The organism is Lysobacter concretionis Ko07 = DSM 16239, from assembly GCF_000768345.1.
In the GTDB taxonomy this organism is placed as follows: Bacteria; Pseudomonadota; Gammaproteobacteria; order Xanthomonadales; family Xanthomonadaceae; genus Novilysobacter; species Novilysobacter concretionis.
Map to the genome: position 1 here is coordinate 57,690 of NZ_AVPS01000004.1, position 21,370 is coordinate 79,059.

Consider the following 21,370-nt stretch of genomic DNA (forward strand, 5'->3'; position numbering starts at 1 on the left):
TCTGCACCTATTGAGGCAATTCGGGCCGGACGTTTTTCGGCAGTCCGGCCGAGTCGACGGCATGTCCGTCAAAACGGTCTTATCAGCTGCACGTTGATTTGCCGATACCCGTAATTGATGCCTTCGCCGACCGGTGTATTGCTGTAGGTACCGTTGGCGCGCAGGTACCAATGCCGTGGTGTTTTCGGGCTTTCGATGGTGGCCTCCACCAGCCGTGCGGCGCGTGCATCGGAGTTGCTGTCGCGTTGCATCCCGACGCCGGCACCCGCGGCCATCATCCATCCTTGGTGAAACCGGCGCAGCCGCAACATCGGGATTGCCTCGGCAAACCAGCGCGGCGAGTAGTAGTCAGCCTCACCCGGGTGGCTGCTGTGGAAGGCGCGGGTCCGCAACTGCGCGCTCAACCCCCATTCGCGCACCAGCTGGGCACTGTAGGTGGCGCGGAGGTGGGCCCGCACGTTGTCACCAGTGAAAGTCTGCATGCCGGCCAGCAAGGTCAATTGCCGGCGTTGCTCTGCATCGAGGGGCAGGTCGATGGCGGCACCGGCAAACGTGGCGTGCAGGCCTTGTTCGCCTTGTCGGGTTTCCACCACTTCGCGCTCGATGAAGTATTCCTGCCGACGCGGGATGTCACGGACGATGCTGGCGTTGCCCAGCAATGTGTGGCCGTTGCTGCCGATTTGCCCATTCCATTTCCAATCGCCTGCGGCGTCGGCGAAACGGAAGTACACCCGGTTCTCCGACCAGCCATCGGTTCCGAGGGGGCGGATGCGCGCACGTTCAACCGCGAGTCCACGATATTGCCCCGGATGGTCGTAGCGGTAATAGGCGGTCAGATTGGTACGCAACACACTGGTGTCGTCGCCATCGTCGGAGGCGAACAGGTCGAACCCGCCCGCCGGTGATGCGGCGCCGGACGGGAAGGGAAGTGCCGCGCCGAGCAGCAGGATCGCAAGCAGTGCGCGACTCATTTTGTTCCCCAGTTCTTGCGTAGTCCGGCCAGTTCGGACACATAGCCCCAGACACAAATGGGCTGCAGGATCATCGAGTAGACCAGCATGTAGACGAGGAACCCCAACGGGTTGCGCCTGATGCGAAGATCCTGGCGTTTGAACATCCTGCGCTGGACCCGATAGATGAAGCCGTTCCAGAGCACGGCCAACGGCAGTACCAGCAGCGTCATGATGCCGACGATGTAGTAATGACCGAATACCGCGGCGATGACCCCGGGTATGAACACGAATGTGTAGACCAGGTCCAGTGGCAGGAACAGCACGTTCCACCAGATGAAAAGCAGGCTCATCCTGCGTTTGTGGAGGAGCTTCGGGTGGCTCTTGAATGCTTCGATCAGACCGCGGGACCAGCGTTTTCGCTGCTGGGCAAACTGGCGGAGACGATCGGGCACGTTGGTGAAAACGATCGCGTCCTCGCAATAGCCGATCCGGTGGCCGCGCTCCAGGAACGCCCAGGAAACCACGATGTCCTCGCCCACGCAGTCCGGCCATCCGCCCGCCTCGACCAGCGCCTGCCGGTCGTAGAGAGAGAACGCACCCTGCGCGACCAAAGTGCCGTGGTACATGCTCTGCATGCGTTTCACCGCGGCGATACCGTGGAAATAGTCCCACTCCTGCACACGGGTCAGCCAGTTCTGACGGGAGTTTCGGGCCAGCACGGAGCCAGCCACCGCGCGAGTGCCGGGCGGGTCGGCGAGATAACGCTCCACGATCCGCTGGATCGCGTCGGTGTAGACCCACGAGTCGCCATCGATGGTGACAATCAATTCATGCTCGGCTTGCGCCAGTCCGCGTCGCAACACCCCCGCCTTGCCGACATTGGTTGCACCTCGGATGACGCGGATCGAGTGTCCTTCCTGCAGTGGACATTGCGCGATCGCCGCGTTGGCGCGGGCGACGGAATCGTCGGTAGAGCCGTCGTCGAGGATGAGCACGCTCATGGCCCCCGGATAGCCCTGCCGAGCGAGGCTGATGATGGTTTGGGCGATCTGCGCGGATTCGTTGTAGCAGGCAACCAGGACGGTGACCCCGGGGTAGTACGCCGGGATCTTCCGCTCTGGGCGGCGATCCAGCAGGATCGTGCAGATCAGGAAGGCATTCATGAAGCCGGGGACATAGGCGATGAATGCAATGATGAAAATTGCTGCAGGCCGCCCGACCAGAAGAGCGAGGTCGTCGAGCCAGGGCAACGATAGGCGGATGCTGACAGCCGCCCAGGCCAGGCCGGCCAGCAGGGCGATAGTGAACTTGAGCCTGACCGGAAGATAAGCTCTTGACTTGGCGACAGGCCTCGGTGGGGCCGGCTTACAGGTGTCCGGCGTGGCGGCGCGGGGCGGCCTGCCGCTATCGGGCATCAGCCGAGGGTTGTCCGGCTCGAGCAGAACATCTTGTTCTTGGTTCATGGGAAACCTTCGGCATGGAAATTGACGGCAAGAGCTTTCCAGTCGCGTCAGAATGTGACGTTTGTCGCAAAATTACTGCTGCTGAAGTCGATGTCTGCCGTGCGGCAGGTTGCCCCTTGGTCAGCAGGATCAGAGCCTTTCGGTGGATTCAGCAAGATTCGGGCCAAGTGCTGGTCCGAACGGTATCGGGACTTCGGCGAATCCAGGTCACGGCGAAGTCCAGGGCGAGGCGATAGCGCCTGTGAGGCCTGGCGAAAGGCAACAAAAAAGCCGGCTCTAGGCCGGCTTTTCGTCAACTTCTTGAATCTATTGGTCGGGGAGACAGGATTCGAACCTGCGACTTCTACGTCCCGAACGTAGCGCTCTACCAGGCTGAGCTACACCCCGACAGCAGAGCCGCGAATTGTAGCGACTCCTGTCGGGAGTGCGCAAGGGGGCCGGTACATTTTGGGGCGTGAAGGCGGCTGGGCCGCTAAACTGTGGCGATATCTTTCGCGACCGTTGTCACTGGAGCCTTGCTTGATCAAGCCGCGTACGCCGCCTGGGGTCATGGAGTTGTTGCCTCCCGACCAGATTGCCTTCCAGCGCATGCTGGACAAGATTCGGCGCAACTTCGAGCGCTTCGGCTTCCTGCCGGTGGAGACGCCGGTGATGGAGTTGTCGGAGGTGTTGCTGACCAAGTCCGGCGGCGAGACCGAGCGGCAGGTGTACTTCGTGCAGTCGACCGGCGCGCTGGAGAAGGCGGCCCAGGGTGGCGAGGCTATCCCGGAGCTGGCGTTGCGCTTCGACCTGACGGTTCCGCTGGCGCGTTACGTGGCCGAGCACGAGCACGACCTGGCGTTCCCGTTCCGCCGTTACCAGATGCAGCGGGTGTACCGCGGCGAGCGCGCCCAACGCGGACGCTTCCGCGAGTTCTACCAGTGCGATATCGACGTGATCGGCAAGGACGCGCTGAGCGTGCGCTTCGACGCCGAGATGCCGGCGGTGATCCACGCGGTGTTCTCGGAGCTGGCGATCGGCAAGTTCACCATCCAGCTCAACAACCGCAAATTGATGCGCGGCTTCTTCGAGGCCCAGGGCGTCACCGATGGCGAGTTGCAGGCGCGGGTGCTGCGCGAGGTCGACAAGCTCGACAAGCGCGGCCCGGATTACGTGCGCGAGACCTTGACCGGCGATGGCTTTGGCCTGTCGGTGGAAGCGGTCGACAGCATTCTCGAGTTCGTCGAAGTGCGCTCCACCTCGCATGCCGATGCGCTCGCGCGTCTGGACGCACTCGGTGACGGCAACGACTCGCTGCGTGCGGGCGTCAGCGAACTGCGCGAGGTACTCGAGCTGATCCGCGCCATGGGCGTGCCCGAGTCCGATGTCGCGTTGAACTTCTCCATTGCGCGCGGACTGGATTATTACACCGGCACCGTCTACGAGACGACGCTGGACGATTATCCGCAGATCGGCTCGATCTGCTCGGGCGGGCGTTACGACGATCTCGCCAGCCAATACAGCAAGTCGAAGTTGCCCGGCGTCGGCATCTCCATCGGCCTGACCCGGCTGTTCTGGCAATTGCGCGAGGCCGGCCTGGTCGATACCGCCGCCAGCACCGTGCAGGTGCTGGTCACCCAGATGGAGGCCGATTCGTTACCGCATTGCCTGGCGGTTGCCAATGAACTGCGACAGGCCGGGCTTAATACCGAGGTGGTGATGGAAGCTTCCAAACTGGCCAGGCAATTCAGGTACGCCGATCGCGCCGGCATCCGTTTCGTGGTGGTGCTGGGCGGTGACGAGATCGCCAAGGGCACCGCGACGGTCAAGGATCTGCGCCGGGCCGACCAGTTCGAGGTCGCGAGCGCGGACTTGGGTCGCGTACTTGCCGCCGCGCTGGCGCAGTCGGAGGTGCAGGCATGAAGCCGGTACGTCTGGATGGCAGCTCGCTGACCCGCGCGGGTCTGGTCGCGGTGGCGCACGGTGCGCAGGTCGAGTTGGCGGAAGAGCAGTTGCCCGCGGTCGCCCGTGCAGCGGACTTCCTGGCCGAGCAGGTGCGTCGGGAAGAACCGATCTATGGCGTTTCGACCGGGTTCGGCAGCAATGCCGATCGCCTGCTGGGCGCGCACCGGGCGCGCGAGGCATTGCCTGGCGAGGAACCGACCGGCGAGACCCTGCATGCGGAACTGCAGCGCAACCTGATCGTCACCCATGCGGTTTGTGTGGGTGAGCCGTTCGCGCCGAACGTGGTGCGGGCGATGCTGTGCATCCGCATCAACACCTTGATGCGCGGGCACTCGGGCATCCGCGTGCAGACGTTGCAGGCGCTGGTGGCGATGCTCAACGCCGGGATCGTGCCGGTGGTGCCGCAACTGGGCTCGGTCGGCGCATCGGGCGACCTGGCGCCGCTGTCGCACCTGGCCATCGTGCTGCTGGGCGGTGGCGAGGCGTTCTACCAGGGCGAGCGCATCGGTGGCGCGGAAGCCTTGAAGCGCGCCGGCCTGGCGCCGGTCACGCTGTCCTACAAGGAGGGCCTGGCGCTCAACAACGGCACCGCGCAGATGCTGGCCTGCGGCGTGCTCGCGCTGTCGAAGCTGGAAGACCTGCTGGATACCGCCGATCTCGCCGCGGCGATGACGATCGACGCGTTTGCCGGCCGCCTGGGCGCATTCGCCGAGGAGGTCCATGCGCTGCGCCCGCATCCCGGGCAGGTCGAGGTCGCAGCCCACCTGCGCCGTCTGCTGGCCGGCTCGACCCTGGCCGACATTCCGTACCACCTCGTGCCGAAGTTCCAGCCATGGTCGCCGCGCGCCTGGGACACGCCGGAGGCGCAGGCGCTGCGTTTCGACATCGGTTGGGACTGGGTGCCGCTGGACCAGCGCCACGGGCGCGAGAAGTTCTACACCCGTTTCCGTCCGTTCCGCGGCGGCAAGAAACATCAGCCGCAGGACAGCTACTCGCTGCGCTGCATCCCGCAGGTGCATGGCGCGGTACGCGATGCGGTGGCGCAGGCCGCGCGGGTGCTGGAAGTCGAACTCAACGCGTTGACCGACAACCCGATCGTGTTCCCGGATGCGAAGGCCGAGCACGTCGAGCAGCAGGTGATTTCCGCCGGCCATTTCCACGGCATGCCGCTGGCGCTGGTGATGAGTTACGTCAAGGCGTCGATCCCGGTGCTGGCGAGCATCTCCGAACGCCGGCTCAACAAGCTGGTGGACCCGGCCACCAACGACGGCCTGCCGGGCTTTTTGATCGGTAACGAGGATGCGACCGAGTCGGGTTTCATGATCGTGCAGTACACCGCTGCGGCCATCGTCAACGACCTCACCAGCCGGGCGATGCCGGCGTCGGTGTATTCGATCCCGACCAGCGCCAATGCCGAGGACCACGTCTCGATGGGCGCCAACGAGGCGCGTCACGTACTGGCGATGGCCGACGACTTGGGCAAGGTGCTCGGGCTGGAGCTGTTCACCGCCGCGCAGGCGCTGGACCTGCGGATGGGCATGATCAACGCCGCTCGCGAACTGGCCCGGCGCGCCGACGCGGACGCGCTGGCGGTGAAGGTGGGCGGCGGTCCGCGCGATGGCGACGAGGGGCACGAGGCCTTCCTCGCCGAGGTCGACGCGCTGCGTGTCGAATTGACCGGTTCGAGCGGGTTCCGCCCCGGCCATGCGGTGGCGGCGGCGCACGCCGCGATCCGGGCGCGTATTCCGTTCCTGGAGCGCGATCGTGCGCTCGATGGCGATGTCGCCGCAGCCGTGCAACTGGTGGTCGACGGCGTCGTGCTGGCGGCCGCACGCACGGCCTGACAAGCGTCGCCCCGGCGGCGCGGGTTACCGCGTCGCCGTCGACTGGCTGGATTGCCAGCGTATGCAATCCCGACCGTCGGCCTTGGCCTGGTAAAGCGCCTCATCGGCACGCTGCAGGGCCATGGAGACGTTTGTGCTGCCATCCAGTGCGAGCTGGTGGACGCCGATGCTGGCGCTGAGCGGAATCTGCGTGTCCCCGCTCACGCACGGCGTGTCGTGCAGGTGCTGGCGCAGGTCTTCGGCAACGAGGATGGCCGCTTGGCGATCCAGGCCGGGCAGGCCGACCACGAACTCCTCGCCCCCGAACCTGGCCAGCAACGCGCCATGTGCGCGCAGCGTCTGGCCGATCGTGTGCGCGGCCCATCGCAGGCAGTCGTCACCGACCAGGTGTCCGTGGTGGTCGTTGATCTGCTTGAAGTGGTCAAGGTCGATCATCAGCATCGACAGCGGCTGGTTCTGATTGTGCGATTGCACCATCAACTGCTCGAACCGCTCGATGAAATGCGCCCGCGTGTGCAGTCCGGTGAGGCTGTCGCGCTGGCTGCTCTCGCGCAGTCGCACATGCGCATCGCCGAGTTGGCTGAGCGCATTGCGCAACTCGGCTGTGCGTCGTTCGACCGTCTGCTCAAGCTCCAGCTTGGCGACACGGACGATCTGCTCGTTTTCGCTGCGCAACGCCGCATAGCGGTAGCCCAATGCGATCGACAGCAGCAGCATCTCGCTGGCTGATCCGATCTGCACGCCATATTCGGTGATGAAGTTTTTCGGCAGCAGACCGAATGCAATGGCGGCGAACATGCCGGTGCCCAGCAGAAGCATGGCCCAGGCCAGCAGGAAGATCTGAGCGGGCTTGTAGCCGCGCAGCATCACCATCACCGCCTCCACCGCGATCCAGCCGATGCTGACGAACACCGAGGCCGACGCGATCGGCGTGGAAATGCGGTAAGGCAGCCACAGGGCGGCGATGCCCAGCACAATGAAGAACCCGATCATCGCCAGTGCCACCCGGTCGCCGAACCGCCACCGCTGCTGCAACTCCAGGAAACTCCGTGCGAACTGCTGCATGCCCACCTGGGCCAGGCAGATCAACACAGGCACCGACTTGTCGGCCAGCCACGGCGAGTTCGACCACAGGTATTCGAAGCCCAGCCCGTTGAGGGTGAACAGCACCAGCCCGAATGCGGACAGGTGCAGCAGGTACCAGAAATAGCTCGGGTCGCGCAGGCGCAACCACAGCACCAGGTTGTAGAAGAACAGCGCCAGCAGGATGCCGTAATAGAGGCCGATACCGAACTGGGCGTCGCGCGACACCTCGGCAAAGGCCGCCGGCGTGTACAGCCACAGCGGTACCTGCATTGAGCTCTGGCTGCTCACCCGCACCATCAGGTCGACGGGTTCGCCCACGGGCAGGCGGACCCAGAAGTTCGGCAACCGATAGCGGATGCTGCGCGCATCGAATGGCAGCGCATCGCCGCCGACATGGCTTTCCACGCGCCCGTCGGCATGGACGGCATGGACCTCGATGTGGTCGCTGAGCGCGTATTTCTGCACCAGCAGCCAGCGTGGTTCGCGCGGATTGCGGTTGATGATCCGCGCGTGGAACCAGTACGCCCCCGGTTGGAATCCGAAGGCCGTATTGCCGTCCGCCAGGGACGCGAAACGCCCCGCATGCAGCATCGCCATCGCTTCCGGCAAGTCGTCCCGGCCTGGTACATCGTGGTAATAGCCGATGTACGGCGTCAGCTCCAGGCGGGAGGTCCGGGCATCCAGTTCAAGTGTGTTCGCGGAGGCGCTGACTGGAGCTGATCTGGCAGGCGCGGAATCGGCAGGCATGGATGGCGCCGGCTGGCCGGAAAATACCAGCCAAAGCAATACTCCGCAGCCGACCCCCAACCGGTTCCATTTCATTGGCCGCCCCCACGCAAAACACCGCCCCGCCTTCGCGTTGTGTGACAGCTGTCGGGAGGACAGCCTTGCGCGTCGACTGTGGCCGGTATCGTAGCGCTCTATTTTGGTTGACGGACAGATCGCGACGGACTAACGTGCTAACACGTTAATACATTGGTACAAAGTAGATGAAGCGCCGCATTGCCGAAACCGAGAATTCGCCGGATGAGCTGGATCCCTTGGCATCGGCGTTTTCCGCCTTGCGCGATCCCGCCGAAGTTCGGGCATTTCTGTTGGATCTGTGCACGCCTGCCGAGTTGGAAGCCATGACTGACCGCTGGCTGGTGGTGCCGTTGTTGCTGCAGCGGATTCCCTATCGCGAAATCCACGAGCGCACCCAGGTCAGCGTGACCACCATTGGCCGCGTTGCGCGAACGATCGAATACGGCGCCGGCGGGTACGCCGCTGCCATTGCGCGTAGCGGTACCGGACCCGCCTGACACCACCCGTCTGCCATCGACCGAGCCCGCGGCTTTGGGCCGCAAGGTCGTGTATGTGCAATCACTTCTCTGGACCCCTGATGACTCCCCCCATTCCCGCCAGCCGCGATCGGTTGCGTATCGCGATTCAGAAAAACGGTCGCCTCGCCGAACCTGCACGGGCGCTGCTCGCCTCGTGTGGCATGGGCTGGCGCGAGAGTCGTGACCGCCTGTTTTGCTATGGCGAGAGCTTGCCGGTCGATCTGCTGCTGGTACGCGACGACGACATCCCGGGCCTGATCGCCGATGGCGTGTGCGACCTCGGCATCGTTGGCCGGAACGTGTTGGCCGAACAGGATGGCGCACGGATCGGCGCGGGCCGTGCTTCGGCTTTTCGCGAATGGCGTGCGTTGGGGTTTGGCGCTTGTCGGCTGGCGCTTGCGGTTCCGGAAGGCTGGGAATGGAAGTCCCCGGCACAGCTGTCCGGCAAGCGGATCGCCACCAGCTACCCGGCACTGCTGGGGCGGTGGCTGACGCGCGAAGGCGTGGACGCGCAGGTTGCACTGCTGTCGGGTTCGGTCGAGATCGCACCGCGACTGGGTCAGGCGGACGCAATCTGCGACCTGGTTTCCAGTGGCGCAACCCTCGCAGCGAACCAGCTCAAGCCGGTGGTGACATTGTTTGAAAGCGAGGCCGTTCTGGCCGGGCCGATCCACGCGCTGGACGCGGCGCGCGGTGAGTTGGTCGAGTTGCTGCTCCGCCGGTTGGATGGGGCATTACGCATTCGCCACAGCAAGCTGCTGCTGTTCCAGACCTCGCGTGAGTTGCTGCCTGGATTGCTGCCGCTGCTGCCCGATGCCGAATCGCCGACCGTGATGCAGGTGGATGGTGCCGACCATCTCGCCCTGCAGGCGTTGTGCCATGGCGCGCTGACCTGGCAGAGGCTGGAGGAGCTGAAACGTGCCGGTGCCTGCGGACTGATGGTGTTGCCGGTGGAGGGCATGCTGGCATGAGCGCGAGCCCGATGATGGACAGCGGTCGCGTTCGACCGCCCGCGCTGCGGTGGAGAGAGCTGGGCGCAGCCGAACGCCAGCAGGCTTTGCGCCGCCCTGCGCAGGTCGATGGCGCAGAGATCGCCGAGGTGGTGGCAGCCCTGATCGAGGATGTCCGCATGCGCGGCGATGTCGCGCTACGCGCACTGACGGCCCGTTTCGATGGCGTGGTGCTGGATGATCTTGCCGTGACCGAGGCCGAGTTCTCGGCCGCCGAAACGGCCGTGTCGCCCGCACTGGCCGCCGCGATCGGCGATGCCGCCGGTCGTATCGAACAGTTCCACGCCGCCGGCATGATCCCGCCATACGCCGTGGAGACGGCGCCGGGCGTGCGCTGCGAACGGGTGTTGCGACCGATCCGTCGGGTCGGCTTGTATGTGCCGGCGGGTTCGGCGCCATTGCCATCGACCGCATTGATGCTCGGCATTCCGGCGCGGCTGGCGGGTTGTCGGGACGTGGTGTTGTGCACGCCGCCACGAGCCGATGGCAGCGTCGATCCGGCGGTATTGGTGGCCGCAGCACACTGCGGGGTGCGCAAGGTGTTCAAGATCGGCGGCGCGCAGGCGATCGCGGCGATGGCGTTGGGCACCGACAGCGTGCCGGCGTGTGACAAGTTGTTCGGTCCGGGCAATGCCTTCGTGACCGAAGCCAAGCGTCAGGTGTCCCGGTTGGAGGGCGGCGCCGGGATCGACCTGCCGGCCGGCCCGTCCGAGGTGTTGGTGATCGCCGACGCCGGTGCCAACCCCGGATTTGTAGCCGCCGACCTGTTGTCGCAGGCCGAGCATGGGCCGGACTCGCAAGTGATCCTGATCAGCGACGACGCCGATTTGATCAACCGCGTCGCTGCCCGGATCGAGCTTCAGCTGGCCGACTTGCCCCGCGCAGACATCGCCCGTCATGCGTTGCGGGCCGCACGCATGATCCAGGTGGAAAACTTGGACGAGGCATTTGAGATCAGCAATGACTACGCACCGGAGCACTTGATCCTGGCAGTGCGCGATGCACGCGCCTGGTTGCCGCGGGTGCAAGCCGCGGGTTCGGTATTCCTGGGCGATTGGGCGCCCGAGGCGCTGGGCGACTACTGCAGTGGGACCAATCACGTACTTCCGACCAGTGGCGCTGCGCGTTTTGTCGGCGGCCTCAATGTCGCCAGTTTCCAGCTGGCGATCACCGTGCAGGAGGTCGACCAGCAAGGCCTTCGTGCGATCGGTCCGTGTGCGATCGAGCTTGCGTCCGCCGAAGGCCTGGATGCGCATCGGCTGGCGGTGGCGCGACGGCTGGACGTGGCATGAGCACCTTGACGATGCCTTCCGACCCACTCGCGCTGGTCCGCAGTGACCTGGCCGGCTTCAGCGGTTACTCCTCGGCTCGCACGGCAAAGTTGGACGGCGACATCTGGCTCAATGCCAACGAATTGTCGTGGCCGAATGTGGTCGATGTGGAAGGCACACTGCGTCGCTATCCCGATCCGCAACCCGAGCGACTGCGCGCCGCGTTGGCACGACGGTATGGATGTTCGCCATCACAGCTGCTGGTGGGCCGGGGCAGCGACGAGGCCATCGATCTGCTCGTGCGCGCCTTGTGCCGGCCGGGCGGCGATACGGTCCTGGTCACCCCACCGACATTCGGCATGTACGCGGTGTGTGCACGCTTGCATGGCACCCGGGTGGTCGAGGTTGCGCTGAGCGATGGTGCGGACGGTTTTTCCTGTGATTTCGAAGCAATCGCGCAAGTCGCGCAGACACAAGGGGTCAAGCTGGTGTTCCTGTGCTCACCCGGAAATCCGACCGGCAACCTGTTGCCGCTGGATGCCGTGGAAACATTGGCCCGCACCCTTGCAGGCCGCGCGCTGGTGGTGGTCGATGAAGCCTACGGCGAGTTTTCCCAATCGCCGTCGGCGGTGTCGCTGCTCGCCCGGCACCGCAATGTTGCGGTGCTGCGGACCTTGTCCAAGGCCCATGCACTGGCCGGCGCGCGCATTGGCAGCGTGATCGCCGATGCCGCACTGATCACGGTGTTGCAGCGTTGCCAGGCACCGTATCCATTGCCCACTCCGTGCATCGATGTGGCCTGTCGCGCATTGGAGTCATCGGCATGCGCGGCGACCGACGCCGATGTGGCGAGCGTGATCGTCGAACGCGAGCGGCTGGGTGCCGCACTGCAGGCCGCGACCGAAATCCGCCAGGTCTACCCGTCCCGGTCCAATTTCCTGCTGGTACGGTTCCACGATGCGCAAGCCGCATTGGAGCGATTGCTTTCGGCCGGCATCGTCGTGCGCGACCAGCGCGCGACGCCAGGACTGGAGAATGCCTTGCGGATCACCGTCGGCAGCCACGCACAGAACAACCGGGTCATCGACGTGATCGACTCGCTGGAGATGGGCGCATGAGCGCGTTGACGCCGATCCTGTTCATTGATCGCGATGGCACCCTGGTGGAGGAGCCCGACGACTTCCAGCTGGATCGTCTCGACAAGTTGCGCTTCATCCCCGGTGTGATCCCGGCGCTGCTGAGGCTGCGCGACGCCGGCTATCAGTTTGTGATGGTGACCAATCAGGACGGACTGGGCACGCCGGCCTTCCCGCAGGCCGATTTCGACGGCCCGCACGAGCTGATGATGCAGGTGCTGCAGAGCCAGGGCGTGAGCTTCCGCGAAGTGCTGATCGACACCAGCCTGCCATCCGACAACGCGCCTACGCGAAAGCCCGGCATTGGTCTGGCACTGCATTACCTGAAGGATCGCAGTGTCGACTGGCCGCGCTCGGCGATGGTCGGCGACCGCGAGACTGACAACGCCTTCGCCCGCAACCTCGGGGTTCGCGCATTCCAGTTGTGCACCCCGCAGTTCGGCGGTGAATGGGACTGGCCGGCCATCGCTCATGCGCTTGCCGATGCGCCTCGCACGGCGAGGGTGGAGCGCATTACACGGGAGACCCGCATCCGCGTCGAGGTCGATCTGGATCGCGTTGCCGAGCCGAGTATCACCACCGGGTTGGGATTCTTCGACCACATGCTGGAACAGATCGGCAAGCACGGAGGCTTTGCCCTGAGCCTGCACTGCGATGGCGACCTGCATATCGATGAGCACCACACCGTCGAGGACAGCGCGCTGGCGCTCGGCCAGGCGTTGCGCGAGGCCTTGGGCAACAAGCGCGGGATCGGCCGTTACGGATTCACCCTGCCGATGGACGAGGCCTTGGCGACGGCAGCACTGGATTTTTCCGGGCGCCCCTACCTGGCCTTTGAAGGTGGATTCCAGCGTGAGCGCATCGGTGACATGCCGACCGAACTGGTGGCGCATTTTTTCCGGTCGTTGTGTGAAAGCGCCGGACTCAACCTCAACCTGCAGGTGCGTGGCGACAACGATCACCACAAGGTCGAGGCCTGTTTCAAGGTCGTCGCACGCGCGCTGCGGCAGGCCATCAAGCGCGAAGGCAGCGAGCTGCCCAGCACCAAGGGTCTGCTGTGAGCAAGGTGGTGCTGATCGATGCCGGCGGCGCGAACCTGGGGTCGGTACGGTATGCGTTGGAGCGATTGGGCGCGCAGGTACAGGTCAGCTCCAGAGCCGAGGACATCGCATCGGCCGAGCGTGTGATCCTGCCCGGCGTGGGCGCGGCAGCGGGCGGGATGGCACGGTTGCATGAGCTGGGTCTGGTGGAGGTGCTGCGTGACCTGCGGCAACCGCTGCTGGGCATCTGCCTGGGGATGCAATTGTTGTATGACTCCTCCGAAGAAGGCGAAGTGGAATGCCTGGGGCTGATACCCGGTCGCATCACCAAGCTGGCTCCGGGTAGCCTCGCGCGATCTCCCGCGGCCGGCAGTGCCCCCGACACCGCCCGCCGCTCCCGGGTGCCGCACATGGGATGGAATCGCCTTCAGATCCGACGAGAGGATCCTCTGCTGGCGGGCATCGATGACGGTGCCCAAGTGTATTTCGTGCACAGCTATGCCGCGCCGCTCGGGAACGCCACCCTTGCGACCAGCGAAAACGGCCAGGAGTTCTCGGCCGTGGTACGCAGCGGCAACCGCCACGGCGTGCAGTTCCACCCCGAGCGGTCCGCGGCGATTGGCGCGCGCCTGCTCGCCAACTTCCTGTCGATGTCATCGTGATGAACCACCCAAACCCCTTCCTGTGTGCCAATGCCGTATTGGATTCCAGCCCGGTTGATCCGGTGTTTTTTGTCTATCCCGCCCTCGATGTCCGCAATGGCCATGTGGTGCGTCTGCAACAAGGCGATTACGCCCAAGAGACCCGCTATGCGGGGCTTCCGCTGGACGTGGCCGACCGTTATGCCGACGCCGGCGCGGCCTGGCTGCACCTGGTCGACCTGGACGCAGCAAGGGTCGGGGGCTACACCCTGATTCCGTTGTTGCGTGCGCTGAAGGCCGGAACCGGGTTGCGGATCCAAACGGGCGGCGGGGTACGCAACCAGGGCGATGTCGAGGCCATCCTTGCTGCCGGCGCCGACAGGGTGGTGGTCGGTTCGTTGGCCGTGCGCTCGCCTGGGCTGGTGATGGGCTGGCTGCAGCGGTTCGGCAGCGAGCGGGTCACGGTGGCGCTGGATGCACGCCTGAGCGCCGACGGCTGTTGGCAATTGCCAACGGCCGGCTGGACCCAGGACAGCGGTGTGCAACTGGAGCCCCTGCTGCGTCGTTACGCCGATGCGGGCCTGCAGCATTTGTTATGCACGGACATCGATCGCGACGGCATGCTCGGGGGTCCCAACCTCGACCTGTACCGGCACATCCGCGCGCTGGCCCCCGGCGTGAAGTTGCAGGCATCCGGCGGGCTGCGTGATGTGGCCGACATTGCCGCTGCACGCGAGGCGGGCTGTGCCGGTGCGATCCTCGGCAAGACGCTGCTGGATGGACGCCTGGCGCTGGCCGATGCGCTTGCGGAGCAGCGCGGGTGCTGAGCCGCCGCATCATTGCCTGCCTGGATGTGCGCGATGGCCGTGTGGTCAAGGGCGTACGTTTTCGCGACCACGTCGACATGGGGGACATCGTCGATCTGGCGCGGTACTACCGCGACCAGGGCGCGGACGAACTGGTGTTCTACGACATCACCGCCAGTCCGCACGGACGCCGTGTCGATTGCGCCTGGGTAGAGCGCGTCGCTCGGATCATCGACATTCCGTTCTGCGTCGCCGGCGGCATCCGGAGCGTCGCCGATGCGCGCGCGGTGCTGCATGCGGGGGCCGACAAGATTTCAGTCAATACCCCGGCGCTGCAGCGGCCTGGGCTGGTGTCCGAACTTGCCGATGCCTTTGGCGTGCAATGCGTGGTGGTCGGCATCGACAGCTTGCTGGACCAAGATGGCCAGTGGCGCGTGCGCCAGTTCACCGGCGACGTCGCGCGTACCCGGGCGCTGCCCATGCCCACGCTGGATTGGGTGGTTGAAGTGCAGCGGCTGGGCGCGGGCGAGATCGTTCTCAACTGCATGGGCAGCGATGGCGTGCGCGAGGGGTATGACATCGGGCAACTACGCGCCGTCCGCGAGGTTTGCCACGTGCCGTTGATCGCCTCGGGGGGCGCCGGGGCGAGTGAGCATTTTGCCGCCGTGTTTCATCAGGCGGACGTGGACGGCGCGCTGGCCGCGAGCGTGTTCCACTCCGGCTCGGTCGAGATTCCCGCGCTGAAGCGGTACCTGCAATCCCAGGATATCGAGGTGCGTCATGACCGAAATTGATCCCGACTCCCTGGCCTGGGACCCGCGAAGCGGTTTGTTGCCGGTGGTCGTGCAGGATGCGTCCAACCTCCGTGTGCTGATGCTTGGCTACATGGATCGCGCCGCTTTGCGGGCCACGTATGACACCGGCAAGGTGAATTTTTTCAGTCGTAGCCGGCAAAAGGCGTGGCTGAAAGGCGAGACCTCCGGGCATTTTCTGGAAGTGGTCTCGATCCAGCCCGATTGCGATGCCGACACGTTGCTGGTGCAGGCCCGCCCGCAAGGCCCCACCTGCCATCGGGGCACGCGGAGTTGCTTCCCGGACGCCCCCGGCAATTTTCTGGCCGATCTCGATGACCTGATCAACCAGCGTGAGCGTGAGCGCCCGGCGGCCAGTTACACCACCGGACTGTTTGAATCGGGCCTGCGCCGTATCGCCCAGAAGGTCGGCGAGGAAGGCGTGGAAACCGCATTGGCGGCCGTCGCCCAAGATGATGCGGCGCTGGCCGGCGAAGCCGCCGACCTGGTTTTCCACCTGCAGGTGTTGCTGCGCGCTCGCGGCCTGTCACTCAACGATGCCGTGGACGTTCTGCGCGCGCGCCATCAATCCCGATAAAAGTGGTGCATGCCGGCATATCGGCGTGCCGCCTGCGCCTCTGGGTGGAGACGCCGCGCTGCTAGGCTTCACGGTCCACGTCCTCGGAAACCGTCATGCCTGAATCGCACTTGCCGCCCGTTCAATCGTCATCGCTGTGGTCATGGCGACGCTGGTTGCCAGGGGTTTGTGTTGCCGCTGCCGCCGGCATCGGCGCGATACCCGGCCATGCCGCGCCGACACCCGCTACCGATGTGTCCGGCGCGACGTTCATTGACGGCAATGGCAATGGCATCCGTGATCCGGGTGAAGCCGGGGTCGCCGGAATCAAGATGTCCAACGGGCGTGACATTGTCTGGAGCGCCGCCGATGGCAGCTACTCGATTCCGGTCCGTCCAGGCGACACCGTATTTGCGGTCAAGCCCTCCGGATATGCCTTCGCCAAACGGGACGACGGGCTGCCCGCATTCTGGCAACACTACTTCCCGGACGGCTCGCCGGCGCTGAAATATGCCGGCGTTCCCAGGCATTCCAGCCGGCGGATGGACGTCGCCCTGCAACCGCTGAAGGCGCCCCCCGACGATCTGGATGTCGTGATACTGGCCGATCCACAGGTCAAGTCGCTGGCCGACGTGGACTATTACGCCCGCGACATCATCGCCTCGATCCGTGAAAGCACGCCGGGCCGACCCGCAGCGCAGCTCGGCCTGAGCCTGGGCGACATCGTCGACGACGACCTGTCCCTGTACCCGGCGATCAACGCGCGCACCGCTTCGCTCGGCGTGCCTTGGCTGCATGCGGCGGGCAACCACGACATGGATCTGGATGCGTCCCGCGACGAGGATTCGCTGCTGACCTTCCGCCGCAGCTTCGGCCCGGACACATTGGCCTGGGAAGAGCCGGGCGCGACGTTCGTGATGCTCGATGATGTGATCCACCTGCCGGGGCAGAAACCGGCCTACATCGGCGGTCTGCGCGAGGACCAGTTCACGTTCCTCCAGGCCTACCTGGCGACGGTGGAAAAAGACGGGCTGCTGGTGATCGGTGCGCACATCCCGTTCTTCAACACTTCAGCGACACCCGCCACGGAGACCTTTCGTGCGGCCGATCGCGAGCGCCTGTTCGCCCTGCTGCGGGATTTTCCGAACGTGCTGCTGCTCACCGGCCACGGCCACGTGCAGCAACACGTCCATCACGGTCCGCGCGATGGCTGGCATGGCCGCCAGCCGCTGCACGAGTACAACGTCGGTGCCGCCTGCGGTGCGTTCTGGTCCGGCGTGAAGGATGCCGAGGGCATCCCCGACGCGACCATGGCCGATGGCACGCCCAACGGCTACGCGCGGCTGAAGGTCGGGCAGGGCGGCGGGTACGCACTGAGCTGGTATCCGGCGCGACTGGCGGCCGGTGATCCGGCACGTACCGGCGCGATGTTCCTCCATGCACCCAAGGTGCTGCGTCGCGGCGCGTACCCGGCCTGGGGCGTTTACGCCAACGTGTTCATGGGCAGGGACGACAGCCGGGTCCAATACCGCATCGATGAAGGTGACTGGAAGCCGATGCGGCGTGTCGAACAGGCCGATCCGGTCCTGTTGGCCGAGAACGTCCGCGACGACGAGGCGACCGTCCTGCGCGGCTTCGACCGCTCCCCGGAAGCCAGGCCCAGCCGGCACCTGTGGCGTGGCGCGCTGCCGACCGACCTGGCGACCGGCGAGCATCGGGTCGAAGTCCGCGTGTTCGACCCGTGGCTGGGCGAGCAGCGGGCTGAAACCCGCTACCGGCTGCAGGATGCCGCCGAGTAGCTGGTTGGCGTGCCGAGCACCCCGCCGCATGCCAGGTAGGAGCGACGTCAGTCGCGAATGCACAGGGAATGATGCGCTACGACGCACCGGTTCCGGTGGTCGATCCGGTAACGACGGCGGCTTCCCTCGCGTTGGTGGTGATGCACAGGTCGCGACTCACGTCGCTCCTACAACACCCGGTCGACGGTGCTCTGTCCCATGGGGCTTCCTTCGATGTCGTAGGAGTGGCTTCAGCCGCGAACGCGCGGAGAGCGATGCGATAACGACGTATCGATTCCGGTGATCGATCCGGTAACGGTGTCAGTCTTTCTCGTCTTGGTGGTGACGGTCGGATCGCGGCTGAAGCCGCTCCTACGGCAACCCGAGTGGTCGTGCCGGTAGGAGCGGCGGTGAAGACGTCGGGCCCGGCAGCGTCGGCCGGTGCTTCGTCCGCCGGCTCAGGCTGTCGGCATGATGGCGCTGAACGATTCGAGCCGGCGGTGGCCATTGGCTTGTCCGGCATCGCGCGGTTGCGGGTAGTCCTCGATGCGGTCGATCAGTACGGTGTCCATGCCGGCCTCGCGCGCGGCGTCCAGCTCGGCGACCACGTCGGACAGGAACAGGATTTCCGCGGCGGGCAGGCCGATCGAGTCGGCGATCCGGCGGTAGCTGCCGGCCTCGCGCTTGCCGCCGATCTCGGTGTCGAACCAGCCCGAGAACAGGCCGGTCAGGTCGCCGGCATCGCTGTGGCCGAAGAACAGCCGCTGTGCCGGCACGCTGCCGGAGGAATAGACGTACAGCGGCAGGCCGGCGGCGTGCCACTGGCGCAGCGCCTCGGCCGCGTCGGGATAGATGTGGGCGGTGAAATCCGCGGACTGGTAGCCGTCGGCCCAGATCATGCCCTGCAGCGCCTTGAGCGCGGTGTGCTTGCGGTCCTCGTCGATCCAGCCCTGCATCACCTCGGCGATCATCGCGTCCTGGCACATGCCGCCCATCTCGGTGGCGACCATGTCCAGCCACTTGCGTATCGCCGGCTCGTGGCCGCGCGCCTTCACGAAGCCGGGCAGCGCCCGCCGCGCATACGGAAACAGCACGTCCTTGACGAACGAGATGCTGCTGGAGGTGCCTTCGATATCGGTGAGGATGGCTTTCATCGGAGCGCTCATCGGGCCTCACCGGGTTCATGGCGGGGGAACCGCTGCGCGATATCCGTGCCGGTGAAGTGGCCGATCCAGCCGTCGGGCTGCTTGAAGAAGCGGATCGCGATGAAATCCGGCTCCGCGCCCATGTCGAACCAGTGGGTGGTGCCATCGGGCACCGAGATCAGGTCGCCCTGTTCGCACAGCACCTCGAAGACCCGGTCGCCCACGTGCAGGGTGAACAGGCCGGAGCCGGCGACAAAAAAGCGCACCTCGTCCTCCTTGTGGAAATGCTCGTCAAGGAAGGTCTTGCGGATCTCCGCGCGCTTCGGATTGTCGGCACCGACGCTGACCACATCGACGCTCTGGAAGCCATGCTGCGCCACCAGCCGGTCGATGTCGGCGCGGTAGGCCTGCAGGATCTTTTCCGGCGGATCGCCGGGGGTGACCGGCTGGTTGGCTTCCCATTGCTCGAAGGCGACGCCGATGGTCGCCAGTTCGCGGGCGATCGCGGCGTGGTCGCTGGTGGACAGCAACGCGGTGGCCGGGTCGGTGTCGGAAAAAATACGCAGACGGCTCATCGTTGCAGCTTCCTCAATTCAAGTTCGCATCCCAGCAGGAAATCCAGCGCCTCCAGATGACGGCGGGCTTCGGCCATGTCGCGTCCCCACGCATACAGGCCGTGGCCGTCGATCAGGTAGCCCCACATGCACTGGCGGTCCAGCAGGGCATCCACCTGCGCGGCCAGCGTGTGCATGTCCTGGCTGTTGGGGAGCACAGGCAGCTCCAGCGCGGTCTCGTGGGTGGTGTTGCCGCTGAGCGCCTTCAGCATCTCGTAGCCTTCCAGCCGGACATGGCCGGCGCCGGCGTACAGGCGGGAGGCCACGGTCTGGTTCTGCGAGTGGGTATGGAGCACGCAGCCGATTTCCCCGAAACGCTTGTAGAGCTGGGTGTGCAGCAGGGTTTCGGCGGATGGGCGGCGATCGGTCGCGACGGGTTGGCCGTCGAGGTCGACGACCATGATGTCGTTCCCGGTCAGCCGCCCCTTGTCGCCGCCCGATACGGTGATCGCGACGTGGTGCTGGTCGATCCGGCGGGAGAAGTTGCTGCTGGTGGCGGGCGTCCAGCCGGCCGCCGCCAGTTCGCGCACGTTGAGGACGATCTCGTCGGCGCAGTGCTTCAGCTGTTGGATGTCGTAGGGCAGGGCAGTAGTCATGCCCGTGAGTTTAGCAACGCGGGAGGCCGCGACCAGCGCTTGGGCCGACGGCCTGTTCGTCAGGTGGCAACGACGGGCTTGGGTCCGAATACCCGGTACAGGATCCAGGCGAACAGGGCGACCACCGATGCGCCCGCCAGCATCTGCATCGACGAGGACGCCAGCAGCAGCGCGCACGCGACCAGCGCGCCCACACCGAGCAGACGGTCGCTGCCGCGTGGCCGTCGCTCGCGGGTGCCCACCACCAGGCTCAGGCCGGCGGCGGCATACGCCAGCACGACCAGCATCACCACCATCTCGATGATGATCTCGAACTGCGACGAGACATCCGGCGACAAGGTGAAGAAGGCGATTCCGCTCATCGAGATGCACACGATCAGCAGGCCCCAGCCGGCGGCGCCGTTGCGGTTCATGCGCCCGAAAATACCCGGCAGGAATCCGCGCTGGGCGGCGCGTGCACCGGACTCGCCGGTCACCAGCATCCAGCCGCCCAGGGTGCCAGTGGCCTTCAGCGCGGCAGCGGCGGCAATGGCGATCGCGGCCCAGGGTCCGAAGATCTTGGCGGCGACCAGTGCGAACGGTGCGCTGGATTCGGCAAGATCGGCCGCGGGGACGATGCCCATCACCAGCACCGAGGAGATCAGGTAGACCACGCCGGCGATGGTGATGCCGGCCAGGGTGGCGCGTGGCACGTTGCGTTTGGGGTCACGCACCACGCCGGCGACCATCGCGCCGGTTTCCAGGCCGACGAAGGCCCAGAAGATCGGCGCCAGCGCGCCGAACACCACCGAACCGTTGCTCTTTCCGGTGACGTTCCAGCCGGCGTCGTAGATGCCCTGGTCGAAGCTGCCCCAGCCGAACATCAGCACCGCGGCGACCGGCGCGAGCCCGAACACCACGCAGAACGATTCGAACCGCGCGACCGGGCGCGGACCGAGCAGGTTGAGCGCGAACATCAGCCAGATCAGGCCGATCTGGCCGGCGACCTGGACCTGCGGATTGGCGCCGTCCAGCGGCAGCAGGGTGACCAGGTAGCCGAATGCAGCCACCGCGATCGCGTTGTTGCCGATCCAGGAAGAGACCCAGTACAGCGTGGTCGCCAGGAAGCTGACGTCGCGCCCCAGCGCCGGGCGCACGTAGTCGTCGGAGGACTCCAGATTGGGGTAGTCACGCGCCAGTCGGGCGAACGCGCCGCCCAGCATCAGCGCCAGCGCGGTGGCCAGCAGCCAGCTGATCGCCGTGATCGCCCCGGAGCGGGCGAGGGTCGCCGGCAGCAGGAAGAATCCCGAGCCGATCATGTTGTTGGCCACCATGAAGGTGGCCAGCACCGGGCCTATCTTGCGCGCGCTCACG

At 65.7% G+C, this 21,370-nt stretch carries 19 protein-coding genes and 1 tRNA gene; 12 read left to right on the plus strand and 8 right to left on the minus strand.

The genetic code is table 11. The features are described from left to right. Nucleotides 1-68: 68 nt before the first annotated feature. From N792_RS04845 to N792_RS04855, 3 genes are all read right to left on the minus strand, one after another. Entirely contained in the window at nt 69-971 is a 903-nt protein-coding gene (locus N792_RS04845) for a hypothetical protein (protein WP_036193107.1), read from the minus strand. After that, nucleotides 968-2,416, minus strand: coding sequence for a glycosyltransferase family 2 protein (locus N792_RS04850; protein ID WP_224743854.1), 1,449 nt, complete (start codon nt 2,414-2,416; stop codon nt 968-970). The genes N792_RS04845 and N792_RS04850 overlap by 4 nt, the downstream gene beginning before the upstream one ends. Nucleotides 2,417-2,726: 310 nt before the next feature. Continuing rightward, nucleotides 2,727-2,803 (minus strand) — tRNA-Pro (locus tag N792_RS04855). A gap of 132 nt (nt 2,804-2,935) precedes the next feature. On the opposite strand from N792_RS04855, the gene hisS reads away from it, so the two are divergent. Beyond that, complete coding sequence (hisS, locus tag N792_RS04860; protein WP_036193108.1) at nt 2,936-4,318, plus strand: histidine--tRNA ligase; 1,383 nt, start codon at nt 2,936-2,938, stop codon at nt 4,316-4,318. After that, entirely contained in the window at nt 4,315-6,204 is a 1,890-nt protein-coding gene (locus tag N792_RS04865; RefSeq protein WP_036193109.1) for an HAL/PAL/TAL family ammonia-lyase, read from the plus strand. The genes hisS and N792_RS04865 overlap by 4 nt, the downstream gene beginning before the upstream one ends. A gap of 24 nt (nt 6,205-6,228) precedes the next feature. Here the strand turns inward: N792_RS04865 and N792_RS04870 are convergent, their stop codons facing one another. Next, complete coding sequence (locus tag N792_RS04870) at nt 6,229-8,037, minus strand: sensor domain-containing diguanylate cyclase (protein WP_191150468.1); 1,809 nt, start codon at nt 8,035-8,037, stop codon at nt 6,229-6,231. A 242-nt stretch (nt 8,038-8,279) separates the two neighbouring features. On the opposite strand from N792_RS04870, the gene N792_RS04875 reads away from it, so the two are divergent. The 10 genes from N792_RS04875 (at nt 8,280) to N792_RS04920 (ending at nt 17,683) form a co-directional block, all read left to right on the plus strand. Next, the gene (locus N792_RS04875) at nt 8,280-8,591 is read left to right on the plus strand and encodes a YerC/YecD family TrpR-related protein (protein ID WP_036193111.1); all 312 of its coding nucleotides are present in this window, start codon (nt 8,280-8,282) and stop codon (nt 8,589-8,591) included. 80 nt (nt 8,592-8,671) lie between these two features. Continuing rightward, a complete protein-coding gene (gene hisG, locus N792_RS04880) occupies nt 8,672-9,583 on the plus strand; it encodes an ATP phosphoribosyltransferase (protein WP_036193112.1) in 912 nt (303 codons plus the stop codon). A 14-nt stretch (nt 9,584-9,597) separates the two neighbouring features. Next, nucleotides 9,598-10,914 (plus strand): histidinol dehydrogenase, encoded by a 1,317-nt coding sequence (gene hisD / locus N792_RS04885; protein ID WP_036193507.1) that lies wholly within the window; start codon nt 9,598-9,600, stop codon nt 10,912-10,914. Between the two features lie 11 nt (nt 10,915-10,925). After that, entirely contained in the window at nt 10,926-12,011 is a 1,086-nt protein-coding gene (gene hisC / locus N792_RS04890; RefSeq protein WP_425478844.1) for a histidinol-phosphate transaminase, read from the plus strand. A 5-nt stretch (nt 12,012-12,016) separates the two neighbouring features. Continuing rightward, nucleotides 12,017-13,090 carry a bifunctional histidinol-phosphatase/imidazoleglycerol-phosphate dehydratase HisB gene (gene hisB / locus N792_RS04895; RefSeq protein ID WP_036193508.1) on the plus strand — a complete coding sequence of 358 codons (1,074 nt, stop codon included), beginning with the start codon at nt 12,017-12,019 and terminating at the stop codon, nt 13,088-13,090. Continuing rightward, nucleotides 13,087-13,731 carry an imidazole glycerol phosphate synthase subunit HisH gene (hisH, locus tag N792_RS04900; RefSeq protein ID WP_036193114.1) on the plus strand — a complete coding sequence of 215 codons (645 nt, stop codon included), beginning with the start codon at nt 13,087-13,089 and terminating at the stop codon, nt 13,729-13,731. Before hisB ends, hisH begins: the two co-directional genes overlap by 4 nt. Beyond that, nucleotides 13,731-14,537 carry a 1-(5-phosphoribosyl)-5-[(5-phosphoribosylamino)methylideneamino]imidazole-4-carboxamide isomerase gene (locus N792_RS04905; protein WP_084105420.1) on the plus strand — a complete coding sequence of 269 codons (807 nt, stop codon included), beginning with the start codon at nt 13,731-13,733 and terminating at the stop codon, nt 14,535-14,537. Before hisH ends, N792_RS04905 begins: the two co-directional genes overlap by 1 nt. Further along, entirely contained in the window at nt 14,531-15,310 is a 780-nt protein-coding gene (gene hisF / locus N792_RS04910) for an imidazole glycerol phosphate synthase subunit HisF (protein ID WP_036193115.1), read from the plus strand. Before N792_RS04905 ends, hisF begins: the two co-directional genes overlap by 7 nt. Next, the gene (hisIE, locus tag N792_RS04915; RefSeq protein WP_036193116.1) at nt 15,297-15,905 is read left to right on the plus strand and encodes a bifunctional phosphoribosyl-AMP cyclohydrolase/phosphoribosyl-ATP diphosphatase HisIE; all 609 of its coding nucleotides are present in this window, start codon (nt 15,297-15,299) and stop codon (nt 15,903-15,905) included. The genes hisF and hisIE overlap by 14 nt, the downstream gene beginning before the upstream one ends. Nucleotides 15,906-16,000: 95 nt before the next feature. Next, on the plus strand, nt 16,001-17,683 hold the full coding sequence (locus N792_RS04920; protein WP_084105422.1) for a calcineurin-like phosphoesterase C-terminal domain-containing protein: 1,683 nt from the start codon (nt 16,001-16,003) through the stop codon (nt 17,681-17,683). Nucleotides 17,684-18,120: 437 nt separating this feature from the next. On the opposite strand, the gene mtnC is transcribed toward N792_RS04920, so the two are convergent. The 4 genes from mtnC to N792_RS04940 are packed head-to-tail and all read right to left on the minus strand — an operon-like array spanning nt 18,121 to nt 21,369. Next, a complete protein-coding gene (gene mtnC, locus N792_RS04925) occupies nt 18,121-18,816 on the minus strand; it encodes an acireductone synthase (protein WP_425478845.1) in 696 nt (231 codons plus the stop codon). 8 nt (nt 18,817-18,824) lie between these two features. Further along, nucleotides 18,825-19,382, minus strand: coding sequence for a 1,2-dihydroxy-3-keto-5-methylthiopentene dioxygenase (locus tag N792_RS04930; protein ID WP_036193118.1), 558 nt, complete (start codon nt 19,380-19,382; stop codon nt 18,825-18,827). Then, a complete protein-coding gene (locus N792_RS04935) occupies nt 19,379-20,017 on the minus strand; it encodes a methylthioribulose 1-phosphate dehydratase (protein WP_036193119.1) in 639 nt (212 codons plus the stop codon). Before N792_RS04935 ends, N792_RS04930 begins: the two co-directional genes overlap by 4 nt. A 59-nt stretch (nt 20,018-20,076) precedes the next feature. Next, nucleotides 20,077-21,369, minus strand: a complete 1,293-nt coding sequence (locus N792_RS04940) for an amino acid permease (protein WP_052103491.1) — start codon at nt 21,367-21,369, stop codon at nt 20,077-20,079. Nucleotide 21,370: the final 1 nt, after the last annotated feature.